9 protein-coding genes and 1 pseudogene are annotated in these 15,867 nt (G+C 51.6%); 3 read left to right on the plus strand and 7 right to left on the minus strand.

The annotated features are described in order from the left end of the window. The first annotated feature begins 11 nt into the window (after positions 1-11). From LAT75_RS02740 to LAT75_RS02750, 3 genes are all read left to right on the plus strand, one after another. Complete coding sequence (locus LAT75_RS02740) at positions 12-4,811, plus strand: translocation/assembly module TamB domain-containing protein (protein ID WP_291481091.1); 4,800 nt, start codon at positions 12-14, stop codon at positions 4,809-4,811. A gap of 111 nt (positions 4,812-4,922) precedes the next feature. Continuing rightward, complete coding sequence (gene rnr, locus LAT75_RS02745; RefSeq protein ID WP_291481092.1) at positions 4,923-7,079, plus strand: ribonuclease R; 2,157 nt, start codon at positions 4,923-4,925, stop codon at positions 7,077-7,079. Between the two features lie 84 nt (positions 7,080-7,163). Next, positions 7,164-10,322, plus strand: coding sequence for a hypothetical protein (locus LAT75_RS02750; protein ID WP_291481093.1), 3,159 nt, complete (start codon positions 7,164-7,166; stop codon positions 10,320-10,322). A gap of 113 nt (positions 10,323-10,435) precedes the next feature. On the opposite strand, the gene LAT75_RS02755 is transcribed toward LAT75_RS02750, so the two are convergent. The 7 genes and pseudogenes from LAT75_RS02755 to LAT75_RS02785 all read right to left on the minus strand — a co-directional run. Then, the gene (locus LAT75_RS02755) at positions 10,436-11,524 is read right to left on the minus strand and encodes an alpha/beta hydrolase-fold protein (RefSeq protein ID WP_291481094.1); all 1,089 of its coding nucleotides are present in this window, start codon (positions 11,522-11,524) and stop codon (positions 10,436-10,438) included. Between the two features lie 172 nt (positions 11,525-11,696). After that, positions 11,697-12,257 carry an SPOR domain-containing protein gene (locus tag LAT75_RS02760; protein WP_291481095.1) on the minus strand — a complete coding sequence of 187 codons (561 nt, stop codon included), beginning with the start codon at positions 12,255-12,257 and terminating at the stop codon, positions 11,697-11,699. 27 nt (positions 12,258-12,284) lie between these two features. After that, complete coding sequence (locus LAT75_RS02765; protein ID WP_291481096.1) at positions 12,285-13,148, minus strand: aldehyde dehydrogenase family protein; 864 nt, start codon at positions 13,146-13,148, stop codon at positions 12,285-12,287. A gap of 63 nt (positions 13,149-13,211) precedes the next feature. Continuing rightward, a complete protein-coding gene (locus tag LAT75_RS02770) occupies positions 13,212-13,499 on the minus strand; it encodes a helix-turn-helix domain-containing protein (RefSeq protein ID WP_291481097.1) in 288 nt (95 codons plus the stop codon). A gap of 1 nt (position 13,500) precedes the next feature. Beyond that, positions 13,501-13,812, minus strand: a complete 312-nt coding sequence (locus LAT75_RS02775) for a type II toxin-antitoxin system RelE/ParE family toxin (RefSeq protein WP_363320503.1) — start codon at positions 13,810-13,812, stop codon at positions 13,501-13,503. A gap of 97 nt (positions 13,813-13,909) precedes the next feature. After that, positions 13,910-15,391 (minus strand): aldehyde dehydrogenase family protein, encoded by a 1,482-nt coding sequence (locus LAT75_RS02780; RefSeq protein ID WP_291481099.1) that lies wholly within the window; start codon positions 15,389-15,391, stop codon positions 13,910-13,912. Between the two features lie 8 nt (positions 15,392-15,399). After that, positions 15,400-15,867 (minus strand): annotated as a pseudogene (locus tag LAT75_RS02785) (deoxyribose-phosphate aldolase); the annotation flags it as partial.

Genomic DNA, 15,867 nt, shown 5'->3' on the forward strand with positions numbered 1-15,867 from the left:
TGTTTTTACACGTGATTCTTAAATGGGTTTATACCATCTGGCGTTATTTCTGGACAGCTTTTTTTGCGCTGCTCATGATAGTGTCATTTGTTTTTGGGATGGTATTGTTGCTGCTTCAGCTTTCGGCCGTTCAGCAATGGGTAGCTGACGGCATTACAGATCGTTTCAATGAGCGTTTTGAAGGAAATATCACCATCGGCTCTGTGCGGGGTACGTTACCCCTTGAACTCGAGCTCTCTGATGTAACCCTTACTTTGCCTCTGAACGATGCCTCGGGGGGCGATATCGGGGAAAACCTCGCGGATACCCTTCTCAGCACAAGTCAGCTGTATATACGCCTTGATTTGCAACGATCCCTTTTTGACCGCCTTACCATATCTTCCATCCGGATTGAAAAACCGGAAATCAGGCTTGCCTTCGAGCCTGATCAGCCACCGGGCCTTGCCCGGGCATTTCGGCTGAAAAACCCGGATCAGGCCGATTCAGTGCATACTGCCGTTAGTGGTCGCGCATCCCTCGCAGCAGATCTGCCCCGCATTTACTTACAGGATCTGACTCTTAACGGAGGCAGGATTAACCTCAGCGGCCTCAGCAACACGGGCATAGATACGACTGTTGTAAATCTCCCTGACGCCTTTTCCGCTGAGGACTTACAGATCAGCTTAAACCTCGAGCTTTTTGAAGATCAGCGGTTGCTGGCCTTCCGTGAGCTGCGCTTCCGCTCCGATGCCCTTCCTTTTGAAGAACTGCTGTTCAGAGGGCAGCTGTACACCGATGAGCGTTTTCTCGAATTCAATCGCATCACCCTGCAAACACCGCAGAGCCTGCTGCGTTTTAATCTTATTTTTGAGGGTGTAAATGCAGCCATGCCCGACCTCACTGAGCAGCTCAAATCGGCCAGCTTTCAGTTCAGGATTGATGAATCCCGTGTGCTTACAGATGAGTTCAGACCGCTGTTTCCGGCTCTGCCTGCGCTCGGCAAAGCACTGGAAGTTGGCTTGCAGGCTCGGGGAAGCCTTGGCGAAGCCGAACTCTCCCGGTTTAGCCTCCGTTTTGGCGACAGCAGCCTGCAGCTCTATGGTGAAGCCTCAGGGCTATCCGGCCCGTTCGCTTACGCGGCCGTTATCGACTACCTGAACGTAACTTCCGACGATCTTGACCTGCTGTTCGCTGAAGTCGGGCCATTCCGGCTTCGCGAGCTTGAACTTTTTACACTCAGGGGAGAAGTTTCCGGAACCCTCTCTGAGCTTGATGCAGAGCTGCGGGCAGAATCAGCAGCCGGTGAACTCCTTCTAAGAAGTAGTGCCAACTGGGCCGGTCTGCCGGTCTATGACACGCAGCTCGAAGTCAGAAACCTGAGGTTCTCACGCCTGCCGAGTATGCAAATGGGCAATTCTGTTCTTAATTTCGCCGTGAATGCCACAGGCAGCGGAAGTACCCTGGCCAACGGAAAAGGAAAGCTCGAAGCAGCCCTGACCAACAGCAGAATAACGGATCTTCAGCTGGATGACGTGCTGCTAAAGCTCGAACTCAAAGACGGTTTCCTCGAGCCGGACTTGCTGGTTCGTCAGCCGGAGGGAGGTGAACTCAGCCTGCGCGGCTGGCTCGACCTTATCAGCGAGCAGCCCCTGCTGAACCTCGAAGGAAGGCTCAGCGGCTTCAGGCCGGAGCTCACTCTGCTGGATGAGCAAATCCTGCCCGGCCTGCTTAATTCGGATATCACCCTTGTAATTCAGGGCAGCGATGCCGATAGTTTTGTGGGTGAAGTTTATCTCAACCTGATCAGCTCTGTTTACGGGGATGAAAATATCGACGAGTTTGAGTTTTTTGTAACCCTTGAGGAAGACGCCGCCGCTGTATCAGCTGATCAGGGATCTCCCCACAGGCTGCTGAGGATTGGCGGTACCATGCTTGAAGCCGAAATCAGGGGCAGGCTTATCCCTTCGGAGCTCCTTGCTGTAACCGAATACTGGTATCAGCAAATTGACCGCCTTATCACGGAGCGCTCGCTGTACCAGCTCAGCGATGCACCTCCGGTTTCGGCACGGCAGCTCAGCCGCCATGCTGCCCAAATGCCGGCACAACAGCTCAATATAAAAATGCAGCTCGACGATCTGAGCCTGCTTCACGCACTATTTCCGGCTGTTCCACGAATCAATACCCTCTCCAACCTCGATGCAACCGTAACGGCCGATGGCTCATCTGTACAATTCAGATCTTCCTTTTTCTCTGATTTTATTGATGCCGAAGCCGTAACTGCCGACAGCGTTGTAAGCCGGCTCTCATTCAGTATAAGGCCGGATGCAGAAGCCGGCTTCTTCTCCGGCCTGCTACAGCTTGATGCCGCAAGCATCGGCACCCGCAACGGGCAACAGCTGCGCGATGCAAGCCTCATGCTCGATATGTACGACGAAGCCTTCGTGCTTCAGCATCTCCGCCTTGTAACCGGCGACGATGTGATGCTCGGTGCAATGGCAAGTGCCGTATTCACCAACCGCGATGTAGATATCCGCCTCATGGATTTCTTTGTGGGTGATGAAGCCTACACCTGGAGTAACATCCGGCAGACACCAATCCGAATTTTTGACGGAGGTCAGATTTTTGTGGACCGCCTCGAGTTTGGAAATCAGGAAGAGCGCTTCATCATTGAAGGAACCTTCAGTGAAGACCCGGATGACGTAGTGTACTATAACATCAGCGGCCTGCAGCTTGAGCGCATTTCTGCCCTCATTAACAGGCGCGTGAGTTTCAGCGGTACGCTTGACGGCAGCTTTGAAACCCGGACCATAGGCTCAGACCCGGGTTTCAGGGGCGGCTTTCAGGTTGATAGGCTCCGCCTCAATGAGCGGCTTGTTGGCGATATTACTTTCAACAGCAGTTTCAACGCGCTGCTCGAACGCTTTGATACCATCCTCACTGTTCAGGCACAACCCGATGACATTTCGGAGGAGGAGGCCGGCGGGCCGTTTTTTACAGATGACCTTGTAGTGAAAGATGTAGTTGTGGAGGGCTTCTTTAATACCCTTGCTTCGGCAAGGGAAACCGGCGTGTATGCATCTTTTGATGTGCGTCTCAATGAAATCGACCTTTGGGTTCTCCCGCTTATTGTGAGTAATGTTTTTGAAGAAGTGGAAGGCCGCGCAAGAGGAAACGGCGTTTTTGAATGGGGAGAAGAGGGCATGTATTTTGATTCCCGCTTTGAACTGATCGATATTGAACTTGTACCCGTATTTCTGATGACCCGCCTCGTGCTAAACGGAAACATCGATTTCAGCAGTGAACGCGGTGTTGAAATCAACAATGTAAGGGTGCGTGACACCCGCAACGGAAGAGGAACTTTGAGCGGCGTAGTTGACCTCAACAACTTCACCGGCCCAACGCTGTTCAACTTGCAGCTTCAGATGAATAACCTCACCTTTCTGAACAATCAGGCCGGCCCTGATGTGCCATTCTTCGGCCGCGGGCAGGGAACCGGTATTGTAAGGCTTTCCGGTTCTAACGATGATCCGTTCATCAGTACACCGCAACCTATTGTGATGAGCGGTAACTCCATCATCTCCATCCCGATCAGCACCGATCAGTCGGTTGAAGGTGGTACACGGTTTATTCAGTTTGTGGATGAATTTGATTTCAGCCGGTTATTCCTCCCGCCGGATCCCGAAAACGGCGGAAACGGACAAAACGGGCGGGAAGTGAACCTCACCTTTATGGAAAAATTCGGCCTCGACCTTCAGTTTGTTGCAAACGATAATATGACGGTTCGTCTTATTTTTGACGAAGTGACCTCCGAAATCCTTTCCGCGCGCGGTACCGGGCGCATCCGCTTGGGGCTTCAGGATGAGGTTTTTCAGGTATTCGGAAGTTTCGATGTGGCAAGCGGCGACTATTTGTTTGTAGGCGGCGATATTTTCAGCCGAAGGTTTACCCTGCGCGATGGCGGAACCATTACCTGGGACGGCGACCCCATCAACGCTATGATTGATGTTTCGGCCTCATACAGGGCGCGGCCCAACATCAACGTGCTGCGGCCCGGAACCACTATTGATGACGTACCCGTGCGCATCCCCGTTGACCTCGTGCTGGTGATTACCGGCACCCTCGACAGTATCGAAAACGATTTCTTTTTCGAATTTCCTACCGGGACAGACATCACCCAGATTGCCGCAATTCAGGCCGCGCTCGATAATGAAGATACCAAGTTGTTACAGGCTACCAGCATTTTGCTCTCCGGCAATTTTGTGCCGCTCGACAGCGAACTGAACAGCGTGTTCGCCAATCAGTTCGGGGCACAGGGCCTGAGCATGTTGCTTTCCTCACAAATCAGCAGCCTGCTTAATTCTAACATCAGCAATCTTGATATTGACCTGAACCTAACCGGCTTCGATGAAGCCGACCTCGGCATTGCGCTGCGTCTGTTCGACGATCGCCTCACCGTGCGCCGCGAAGGAACCGTTACCGGACCGGATTCACACTGGGGCGATTTCGACGTAACCTACCGCTTTAACCGCTATTTTTCGATTGAAGCCTTTCTGCGCAGGGAGTCGCTGCTGCCTTCCGCCATCTCGGTGGGCCGCGACCAAAACGATGAAGTTTACGGTATCGGTCTGGAAGCGCGGGTACAGTTCAATACCTGGGGTGAATTACGCGACCGCATATGGGGTTCTGTAAGGAGGCTGTTCGGTTTGAGAGACGCCGATGAATCAGCCGCATCTGAAAACGACCCCGACAATCAGCCGCTTTCTTATTTTCCGGCCGCGGCTACTGAAGCAAGAACCGAAACAAGGCCCGCAAGCCGGCGGGTACATCCCTGAGCCGGCACTGGTATCCCCGAAAAAAAAGGGTGATACCCGCATCAAAATAAATCAATACTTTGTACCAGCTTACAGCCGGCTCTAATAATTAATGAATTTCAAACGAACACCATGGGAAAAAAGAAAAAAGTAAAAGAACTTGAAGCCTTCATGCTTGGCTTCCTTCGCAAAAACACCGAATATGAGGTGCCGGAAGAGCTGCTGCTAAAAACAGCACAGCATACCGGCGGGCAGGTTAAAGCGCTAAAGCGCGCGCTCGACGGTCTGATAGACTCCGGAGCGGTTATCCGCAATAACAAGGGAGAGCTCAGCCTGGCCAAAGGCGGCACAGTTGAGGCTGCAAGAGCTGAAGGGCAGGTCGGAAAAATTTCCATTAACCGGCACGGAACCGGCTTCGTAACACTTGAAGGCCATGATGAGGACATCCGCATACCCGGTAAAAAACTGAGCGTAGCCCTCGATCGTGATATTGTACGCATAAGGCTTCAGGGAACCGACCGCATGGGGCGCACCGAAGGTAAAGTACTCGACATTGTGGAGCGCGGAAAGAAGTACTACGTAGGTACGCTCAAACGCGAAAACAAAAATGCCTGGCTTATTGAGCCGGATGAAAAGTCGGCCCACACCGAATTTTATGTGCAGCCCGGTAACATCAGTGGCGGTCAGTCAGGCGATAAAGTGATATTTAAACTGCTCGATTGGGTGCACCCCCGTTCGCTGCCGGAAGCAATTGTGACCGAAGTACTTGGTGCCAAGGGAACCAACCGGGCTGAAGTGCTTTCCATACTCGCAGAAAATGACATGATAAGCAGCTTCACCCCTGAAGTTGAGGAATGGTGCGAACAAATTCCCCTTTTTCCGGGCGAAGAAGAAATTGCACGCCGCAGGGACATCCGCGACATGCTCGTATTTACCATAGACCCCGAAGACGCCAAAGATTTTGATGACGCCCTCAGCATTTCCGAACTCGAAAACGGAAACTATTATCTTGGGGTGCATATTGCCGATGTAAGCTACTACGTGCATCCTAAAACCATACTCGATGATGCCGCCCATGAGCGGGCAACGAGTGTGTACCTGGTTGACCGTGTGATACCGATGTTGCCCGAAAAGCTCAGCAACGGCGTTTGCAGCCTGCGACCTAACGAGGACAAGATGACCTACAGCTGTTTCATGGAGGTAAGCCCGGCAGGTGAGGTGCTTGGCTACAGCATTGAGGAAACCGTGATTCACTCCAAATACCGCCTCACATATGAGCAGGCACAGGAAATTATTGAAGGCAAGGCACATGCAGAGCTGAGTGAACCAATGGAGATGCTGGTAAAACTCACGGACCGCCTCACCGAAAAGCGTTTCGAAGAAAACGCCATCGATTTTGAAACACCCGAGCCCCGTTTTGTGCTTGATGAAAAAGGAACGCCCGTTGATGTGATCATCAAAAAAAGATTTAAAGCGCACCGCCTCATTGAAGAATGCATGCTGCTGGCTAACCGCTCGGTAGCCGAACACGTGGACGCCCTGCGGGCAAGGACCGGAAAAAAAATCACGCAGGATACTTTTCCGTTTTTCTACCGCATCCACCCGGAGCCCGATACGGAGCGTCTTGAGCAGGTCGCTGAACATGTGCGCCCCGTTGGGATTAAGTTTGATGTGCGCAAAGGTCAGGTTGACGCCAAAACCATCAATAATGTGCTTAAGCAGGTAAAAGGAAAAAGCATAGAGTTTACCGTAAATGACCTGATGCTCAGGTCAATGGCTAAAGCGGAGTACTCACCCAAAAATATTGGTCATTTCGGACTGGGATTTAGTCATTACGCGCATTTTACGAGTCCTATAAGAAGATATCCGGATGTGCTCGTGCACCGGTTGCTTAAGAGCTACTCAGCCGGACTTCCCTCATATAATTTCAAAAGCCTTCTCACCTATGGCGAGCATTGCAGCGAAAGGGAACGTGCAGCGGTTACGGCCGAGCGTGATTCTATTAAACTCAAGCAGGTTGAATACCTTTCTACCCGCATCGGGCAGGAGTTTGATGGCGTTGTGAGCGGTGTAACCGAACGCGGCGTGTACGTGCTTCTTAAAGATATTTACTGCGAAGGCATGGTAAGTATGTCGGAGCTAAGCGACGATTACTATGTTTTCGATAAGCGCCGGCATTGCCTCACCGGGCGCCGTAAAGGCAGAACTTACATGCTCGGAAATGAGTTGAAGGTTCGTGTCGTAAACACCAATCTGGAACTTCGTCAGATTGATTTTGAGCTGGCCTGATTTTTTTCAGGCGGAGCACGGCAGCGATCAAAAATCCGTTACCTTACTCTTCTGTGTACAGACTAACAAGACCCCTAATCAACCATGCACACTGCGATTCTAAGATTCTTTCCGGCATTACTGCTACTGTTGTTTTCGGCGGAAGCGCTTCAGGCTCAGGCCTTTAACTTCGGCAAAAACCGGGTACAGTACGAAACATTCGATTGGCGTATCATTCAATCCGACCATTTCGATATCTACTACTACGACTCCCGGAATTATCTGCTGGCGGAATTTACCGCACACAGCCTGGAGGCTGCCTATCAGCAGCTTGCAGTGGATTTTAACCATCAGATTAATGAGCGCATTCGCGTAATTATTTACGACTCGCATGCTTCGTTTTCACAAACCAACGTAGTACAGCTGCCGGTTAACGCACAGGGGATTGGCGGGGTTACGGATTTGTTCAAGAACCGCATTACCATGCCTTTTATGGCCGATTACGGGCAGTACCGCAGGGTTTTGCAGCACGAGCTGGTGCATGCCATGGTGAACGACATGTTCTATGGCGGTAACATCAACGCACTGCTTGCTGAAGGCCGCCGGATTTTCCCGCTTTGGGCGGAAGAAGGTCTTGCTGAGTATGTATCACAGGGCTGGGATACCGAAACGGATATGTTTCTGCGGGATGCGACCATCAATAATTATTTGCCGCCAATCCAGTTTTTGGGTGGTTTTTTTGCTTATCGCGGCGGACAAGGCGTGTGGGATTTTATTGTACAGGAATATGGCCGCGAAAAAATTGCAGAGATTTTCGACCGGATGAAGCTCAACCGGAACTTCGAATTCAGTATGCGGCAATCCACAGGTCTTACCATCGATGAACTCAGCGAGCGCTGGAAAGACTGGCTGCAGCGCAAATACTTCCCCGAAGTAACCGACCGTGAAAACCTGCGCAACATCGGAACCAACATCACCCGCAGCGAATTCCGCGGAAGCTACAATACAAGCCCGGCGCTCTCGCCTCAGGGCGACCGCATCGCGATGATCACCAACAGACGCGGTTTTTTTGATGTTGTTGTGATCGATGCCAACACCGGCCGCCTCATCAAAACGCTAATTCGCGGTGAAGATAATGTTAACTTCGAGGAGCTAAACATCCTTCAGCCCAACCTCTCCTGGTCGCCTGACGGGCGTCAGATTGCGCTTTCAACAACCTCCCGCGGCCGAAATGATATTGCCATCGTGGATTATGAATCCGGCCGGCTGCAAAAAATCGAATTTCCGAACCTTAATTCTATCCGATCAGTGGCATGGTCGCCTGACGGGAGTAAAATTGCCTTTCAGGGAACCGAAGGCTCTTTTATCAACATCTATGTGTATGAGCTCGGAACCGGTGACTTTATAAATGTTACCAATGATATTTTCAGTGACAGTGATCCGGCCTGGAGCAATGATTCACAGGCGGTTCTTTTTTCATCTGACCGCGGCCCGCGTATAGAGTTAGGGGTGCATCGGGAAAGCTACTTTATGCTCGCTAATCCAAATCTGCATCAAACCGATATCTACATGGTGAGGCTGGGAGACGATCGTGCGACCCGCCTCACCAATACCCCTGACTGGAACGAAACGAGCCCGCAAATGACCCGCGATGGCCGCATTCTGTATGTTTCAGATCAGAACGGCATCAACAACATTTACACGATGAATCTGCAGACGCGTGTATCGAGGCCGCTTACAGATCTCATAACCGGGGTAATGCAGATGTCCGTAACTCCGGATGGCACCAAGGCAGCTGTAAATTCAATAAATCAGGGGTTTCTTGATATTTTTGTAATCAACAACCCCTTAGAGCGGGTGAAACCAGGAAACCTGCGGCCCAATCAGTGGGCACAGCGGCGCGCACGGGAGCGGGAAGAACAGCGGGTACCGGCAGTTGGGTTTTCGCGAAATATTTTTGTGAGTGAGTTTCGGGAAGATGGTTTTACAGCCGATCTGCCTCAGGAAGATGTTGAGGTTATTGTAACGAGTCCGGAAGAACAGGATGAACCCCGGCGCCGCGATATCATTGATTTCCGCAATTATCAGTTCTCTGACGATCTCGAGGATGAGTTTGAAGATACCAGCAGGGAGGTGCTTTTCAGCCCTACAGACAACCGCACAGATGACGGGCTGTTCATACCCAAGCGATACCGCCTTGAGTTTTCACCTGATTTTGCGCAGGGGAGTGCCGGTGGTACAATAGGCTCACAGTTCGGAGCTTTCTCCTTCATTCAAGCCTCTGTGAGCGACGTACTTGGCGATCACCGGCTCACGTTTGCCGGAAACCTTGTTTTTGATCTTCGCAATGCGAGTTATTTTGTACAGTATGCCTATCTCAGGAACCGTACCAATTACTTCACAAGCTTTGTACATAACGGTTTTGCCTTCCAGACCTTTGGCGGGCAGCTGGTGCGCTACCGGATTTATTCCGGCGACTTTGGGATTTCGTATCCCCTCAACCGTTTTGAGCGGCTCGAATTTTCACAAGCTTTTATTGGCCTTTCCCGTGATCTGAGCAGCATTCAGATTGGCACACAGTCGAGCCTTGAGCGCGATTTCATCATTTATCCGCAGGTTCGCTACGTGCGTGATGTGACCATTCCGGGGTTTCTGTCGCCGCAAAAGGGGCACAGGCTTGCTGTTGAGTTTTCGGGAGGTGTTCCGGTTTCAGATGCGTTTCTGGGATTTGCGTCCCTCACCGGTGATGCCCGTCAGTATTTCAGTCTCGGCAACCGGTACAGCTTTGCGCTGCGTGCATCCGGCGGGATGTCATTCGGGCCTGATCCGCAGAACTTCCTTTTGGGCGGCGTCTCGAACTGGATCAATTTCCGTCAGGATCAGCGCCTGACGGCCGAAAATCTGGCGAATGTTTTCTTCACACTTCCGGCTCTGCCGATGCGCGGCTGGAACCTGAATGCCGGTATCGGTGACAAATTCGCTCTTGGTAATGCGGAGTTCCGCTTTCCGCTCGTAGCTGCTCTTGTACCGGGGCCGCTGCCGCTATTTCCGCTATTTAACATTCAGGGCACTGCCTTCGTGGATGTGGGCGCAACATGGACCGGCGAAAATTTCAACGACCTGCTCGTCGGTACCGGATTCGGCCTTCGGACCATCCTGTTTGGCCTGCCGTTTCGTTACGACATTGCCTGGCCCTATTCCGAACCCATCTACGACGGTTTCGGCAGCCGTGTGCATTATTTTAGCATAGGGCTGGATTTTTAGGGGAAGGTAACATCAACCTTCAACTTACAAAAAAGCCTCTCAGGAAAGTTAGTTTTCGTGAGAGGCTTTTTTTTAGTAGGAGATAAAGCTATTGAAAAACTTGTTCCTACCCCTCACTCTTCGAAATCAAATAACCACTCTGCTGCCATCGGGAATTCGCGGCCCCATTCGAGTTCGCTATGGCGGCCCATAGGGTTTATCGAGAGCCGTACCTGAAGGTTTCTTTCGTGGTTCACGGTATTGATTTTATCGTAAAAGGCCTGCAGCCGGCCTACGAGCATTTCGCTCTCGCGGCCCCCGCCGTAGATGTAGATACGGCCCTCAAACTGCGGTACTTCATCTATGAATCGGATAGGCAGGTTGGGCGTTACCCAAAAGGATGGGGAAAAGAGCATGAGGCGGCTGTACTTCTCCGGGTGCAGCATGGCCGCGTAAATGCTGATAAGCCCGCCCATGGAGCTGCCCCCGATACCGGTGAATTCCCGCTCAGGGCGCGTACGGTAGTGGCTGTCGATGTAGGGCTTGAGGGTTTCTGCCATGAAACGCGCATATTTTTCGCCGTCGCCTGAACCTAAAACAGAGGTCGGCAGGGTAGGAGTAAACTCGGCTATGCGTTCACTTTCGGCATGGTCAATCGCAATTACGATGAATTCGGCTTTGCCGCGCTCTGCCAGGAAGGCAAGCCTTTTAGCGAGCCCCCAGCTACCGAAAGGAGCGAAATCGTCGAACAGATTTTGCCCGTCCTGAAGGTAAATTACGGGGAAGTGCTTGTCTGTTTCGTAATAGTTCCAGGGCAGCAGGGCCGTGATGCGCCGCGTTTTGATCAGCTGCGGAATCTCAAACTGCTCCGAAATAATATTGATTACAGGCAGGAAGCGGTCGTTGTGGAATTTGCCATCACGCCGCCAGTTCCTGATTTCATCTTCTGCACAGCGTTCATAGCGGGAAATCATACGGTTATGAGGAGGCTCGTTGCCGTAGTCGTCAAGTTCCACATCATTCCAGCTGCCGCGGGTAAATTTGTATTCGATTTCATCAGGCAGCCCTTCTATGTTATCGAAAGTGAAGCTGAAATTACGGGCATCATCCTGATGCATCCTCCAGCTTGGATCTGCCGGGGCCCAGTTGTTGAAGTTGCCGGTAATGTAAACCGGCCGGTCGTCTTCCATAGGGGTGTGGAGCTTAATCGTTAATTTTTGCATAGAATCAGTTTTGACTGCCTCACAAGCCTGCTGTCGTTTGGGTTCATCCGGCTTGGTGCAGCCGGATGAAATTACCACCAATATTAAAAACAGGTACAGCATTACAGGTTTCAGGGCGGCAGTGTTTTAGCTTGGTGTATAGCTGGGGTAAAGCCGGTTTACGGCAGTTAAATCAGGGGGATAGCGAAAGGTCAATGGTGTCAATTACCACCCATGCACCGGGGAAATGCGCCCGGAGTATGGCAAGATAGGCGTTCGCATCACTGCGGCGGCGGAAATCACCAACCCGTACCCGGTAGAAAGGCTGCCGGAAGGTAACATAAGCCTCGGGTACGATTGCAAAAGGCAGATCTTCGTATTCAGCCGCCCAGTCGTAGTAAAGCAGGCTCATGGAATCGGCTTCAGCTACATTTTCCGTAGTAAACAGCTGGATCCGGAACCCCCGGTTGCTTTGCGCCCACTGAAGCTCTTCTTCTGTAAGCTGAAACGCCTCGGGTACACTGAGCTCGAAAGTACGGAAGCGGTCTTTCGGACTCAACCGAAGTTCGGCCAGATCTGAGAGCGTAAGCATGGTGCTGAAAGCTGCCGGCGCTTCAGGAATTTCTTCGGGAATTTCTTCCTCAGCAGGTACTTCTGCAACGGTTCCGCAACCAGCCAGAATGAGCAGCAGCAGTAAAACGCTGAAGTTTTTTTTCAGGCGCAGGAGGCCTTCATTATTAAAATGAAACGTCACAAAATAAATGTTTAAGGTGAAGTTATCTCAAAGGCCGACCGGGTGCCAGGTCGTTTTAATTTCGATAAGATCGAGTATTGCATAAGGACTTTCGAGGTTTTCATCGAAGGCATTGTCCTCATCACGAATAATCAGGTGTTTTACGTTTAACGAGGCCTTCTGCTGTGCGAGGGTAATTTCAGCCTTGTCGCGGCTGCTTAGTACCATGGCGTTTACGTCCATATGGGAGGCAAACTGCTCCAGCAGTTCGTTGCGGTAGCCGCTAAGCAGGTTGATTACGCCGCCGGGTACATCAGAGGCATGAAGCACCTCTGCGAAAGTCAGGCCGGATAGCGGGCGTTTTTCCGAAAGCAGCACCACAACGGTATTTCCGCTCACTATGGCCGGCATCAGGTTTTGGACCAGACCAAGCAGGCCGGCAGATTCGGGCAGAACTACGGCCACAAGACCGGTCGGCTCAGGCATCGAAAAGTTGAAATGCGCGCTTGCCACGGGGTTAACCGTGCTGAAAACCTGCTGGTATTTATCGCTCCAGCCTGCAAAATACACGATGCGGTCGATGGCAGTGTCAACTTCTTTGCGGGCCTCTTTTTCGGAAAGGCCCTCGAGACGAAGCTCAGCGCTGAGCTGATCGCGGCGGCCTTCGAGCATTTCGGCTATGCGGTACAGAATCTGACCGCGGTTGTAGGCCGAACGCGCCGCCCAGCCCGGTTGAGCCTTCCGTGCCGCAACAACGGCATTGCGGAAATCTTTGCGCGAGCTGCGGCAGATGTTGGCGATAAATTCACCGGATTTCCCGCTCAGGCTGTAGGTCCTGTCCGATTCAGACCGCGGAAAAGCCCCGCCAATGTAGAGTTTGTAGGTTTTTTTTACTTCGAGACGTTTGCTCATGTCGTTTATTTGAAAAGATTTTCTGAGAGAGTTTTTGGCAACAGAAAACAGATTGGAAGAAATTTATTCCAGTGCTTCAAAGAGAGTTGAAGGAGATTTTTGTGCAATCCGAAGAAGCAATTTCGCTGCACCTTTTGGTTTTCTTTTACCAAGCTCCCAATCACGAACAGTGCTAAGACTTACTCCCAATAAGGTTGCAAAATCTTCCTGAGTCAGTCGTAGTTTTCTTCTAATGGTAAAAGCGTTTGGTTCATTAACATAAAAAACCTTTGAAGGCTTTAATTCACCTTTTTCGATAGCTTTAAACTCCTCGATGCTTTCAACAAGCTCTTTAAAATTCTCTTCTTTCATTTTATTCTTTGTTTATAAGTGACTTTAGGAATGATATCTGATCAGCTGTTAAATCTTCAGTCTCATTTTTTTGATAAACGTATAAAAAATAGATTTTTGAAGAATGTGGATACCAATAATAAATTATTCTTAAGCCACCACGTTTACCTCGTCCTGTTGCCTGCCATCTGATTTTACGCAACCCTCCGCTACCTTTGATAAGATTTCCCGAATCTGGTTTTGAAGATAGTTTTAACTGAAAAATTCTGTAAGCTTCTTCAGAAACAAGATCGCGAATTCGTCTGGTAAAGACAGTAGTTTCCACGAAAATCATGTGAAGGGTAAATCTTGAGAATTATTTTTCTGAATGTCGATTTGAGTGCTTTGTATAGGGTTTCATGAAAAAGGATTGTTTTTGCAGCGGCGAAATCCTAAAACTTCAGATACGGGAACAATCCGTGCAGACCGCCCTCGCGCCCGAGGCCGCTTTCTTTGTAGCCGCCGAAGGGAGAGGTCGGGTCGAATTTGTTGAAGGTGTTCGCCCAAAGCACACCCGCGCGGATGCCGCTTGTGAGCTTGAAAATCTTGGAGCCTTTGTCGGTCCACACGCCGCCGGAAAGTCCGTAGGGCGTGTTGTTGGCTTTTTCGAGCACTTCCTCAGGAGTCCGGAAGGTTTGGATGGTGAGCACCGGCCCAAAAATTTCTTCCTGAACCACACGGTGCGACTGCGACACGTTTGAAATGAGCGTAGGGCAGCACCAGTAGCCGGTTTCGGGCAGGCTGCACTTGGCCTGATAAATATCGGCACCTTCGTTAAGGCCGATTTCGAGATAGCGGTTGATGGTCTCCAGTTGCTGCTTTGAGTTGATGGCTCCGATATCGGTGTTCTTGTCGAGCGGGTCGCCCACGCGCAGGGTTTGCAGGCGGTCGATCAGCTTGTCGCGAACCACGTCAGCGATGCTTTCCTGTACAAAAAGGCGGGAGCCGGCACAGCACACATGGCCCTGATTAAAAAAGATGCCGTTGATGATGCCTTCTACAGCCTGATCAATCGGGGCGTCTTCAAATACGATGTTGGCTGCTTTGCCGCCAAGTTCGAGGGTGAGCTTTTTGCGGGTTCCGGCGATGGACTTCTGGATGAGCTTGCCCACTGCCGTTGAGCCGGTAAAGGCAATTTTATCCACATCGGGATGATTTACCAGGGCCGCGCCGGTTTCGCCTGCGCCGGTTACGATGTTTACGACACCGGCGGGCAGCTCGCATTCCTGAATGATTTCAGCCAGCTTGAGTGCGGTGAGCGGGGTTGTCTCCGCGGGCTTGAGCACAACGGTGTTACCGGTTGCGAGGGCCGGTGCGAGTTTCCATGCGGCCATGAGCAGCGGGAAATTCCAGGGGATGATTTGTCCGGCAACGCCCAGCGGTTTCGGACTACGGCCCGGTACGGCATATTCCAGTTTGTCGGCCCAGCCGGCGTAGTAGAAAAAGTGCGCGGCAGCGAGGGGCACGTCCACGTCGCGCGATTCGCGGATGGGTTTGCCGCCGTCAAGACTCTCAATTACGGCAAATTCTCGGGCCCGCTCCTGAATCATGCGGGCGATGCGGTAGAGGTAGCGGCCGCGGTCACGCCCGCTCATTTTGGACCATACATTGGTGTAGGCACTTCGGGCGGCGGAAACGGCCGCATCGATATCGGCCTGCGTGCCAAGCGCTACTGTTGCCAGCTCTTCTTCCGTTGCCGGGTTAATAGTGCTGAAAAAACCACCCTCAGCCGGATCGGTGAACTTCCCGTTGATGAAATGGCCGTATTGTTTTTTCAGGGTGATGTGGTCCGTGCCTTCGGGGGCAGGATCGTAGGCCCAGCCGGAGCTAAAGTCGAGGGCGTGTTTCTTTTGGATGTCGCTTTCTTTAAGCATAGTGCGGTTTAATCTTTTGAGAAATAATCTGCGGACTGGTACACGCCGGTGCGCTGCTTGATAATCTGCATGAGCAGGTCGTTGGCGAGGGCGCTTGCACCGAACCGGAACATATTCGGGTTCATCCAGTCGTTGCCGAGGGTTTCGCGCAGCATCACCAGATAGCGCAGGGCCAGTTTGGAATCCCGGATGCCGCCGGCGGGCTTCATCCCAACTTTAATGCCCGTTTTGTAATAGAAATCGCGGATGGCTTCGAACATCACCAGCGTAACGGGTTGCGTAGCGGCGGGACTTATTTTTCCTGTGGATGTTTTGATGAAATCTGCCCCTGCGTACATGGCAATATCGCTTGCCTTGCGCACATTGTCGAGGGTCTGGAGTTCGCCGGTTTCGAGAATCACCTTGAGGTGTGCCGGCCCGCAGGCTTCTTTTACGGCTGCTACCTCATCAAAAATATAGCTGTAGTTTCCCCGGAG

The sequence above is a fragment of the Cyclonatronum sp. genome (assembly GCF_022565315.1).
Taxonomy (GTDB): Bacteria; Bacteroidota; Rhodothermia; order Balneolales; family Cyclonatronaceae; genus Cyclonatronum.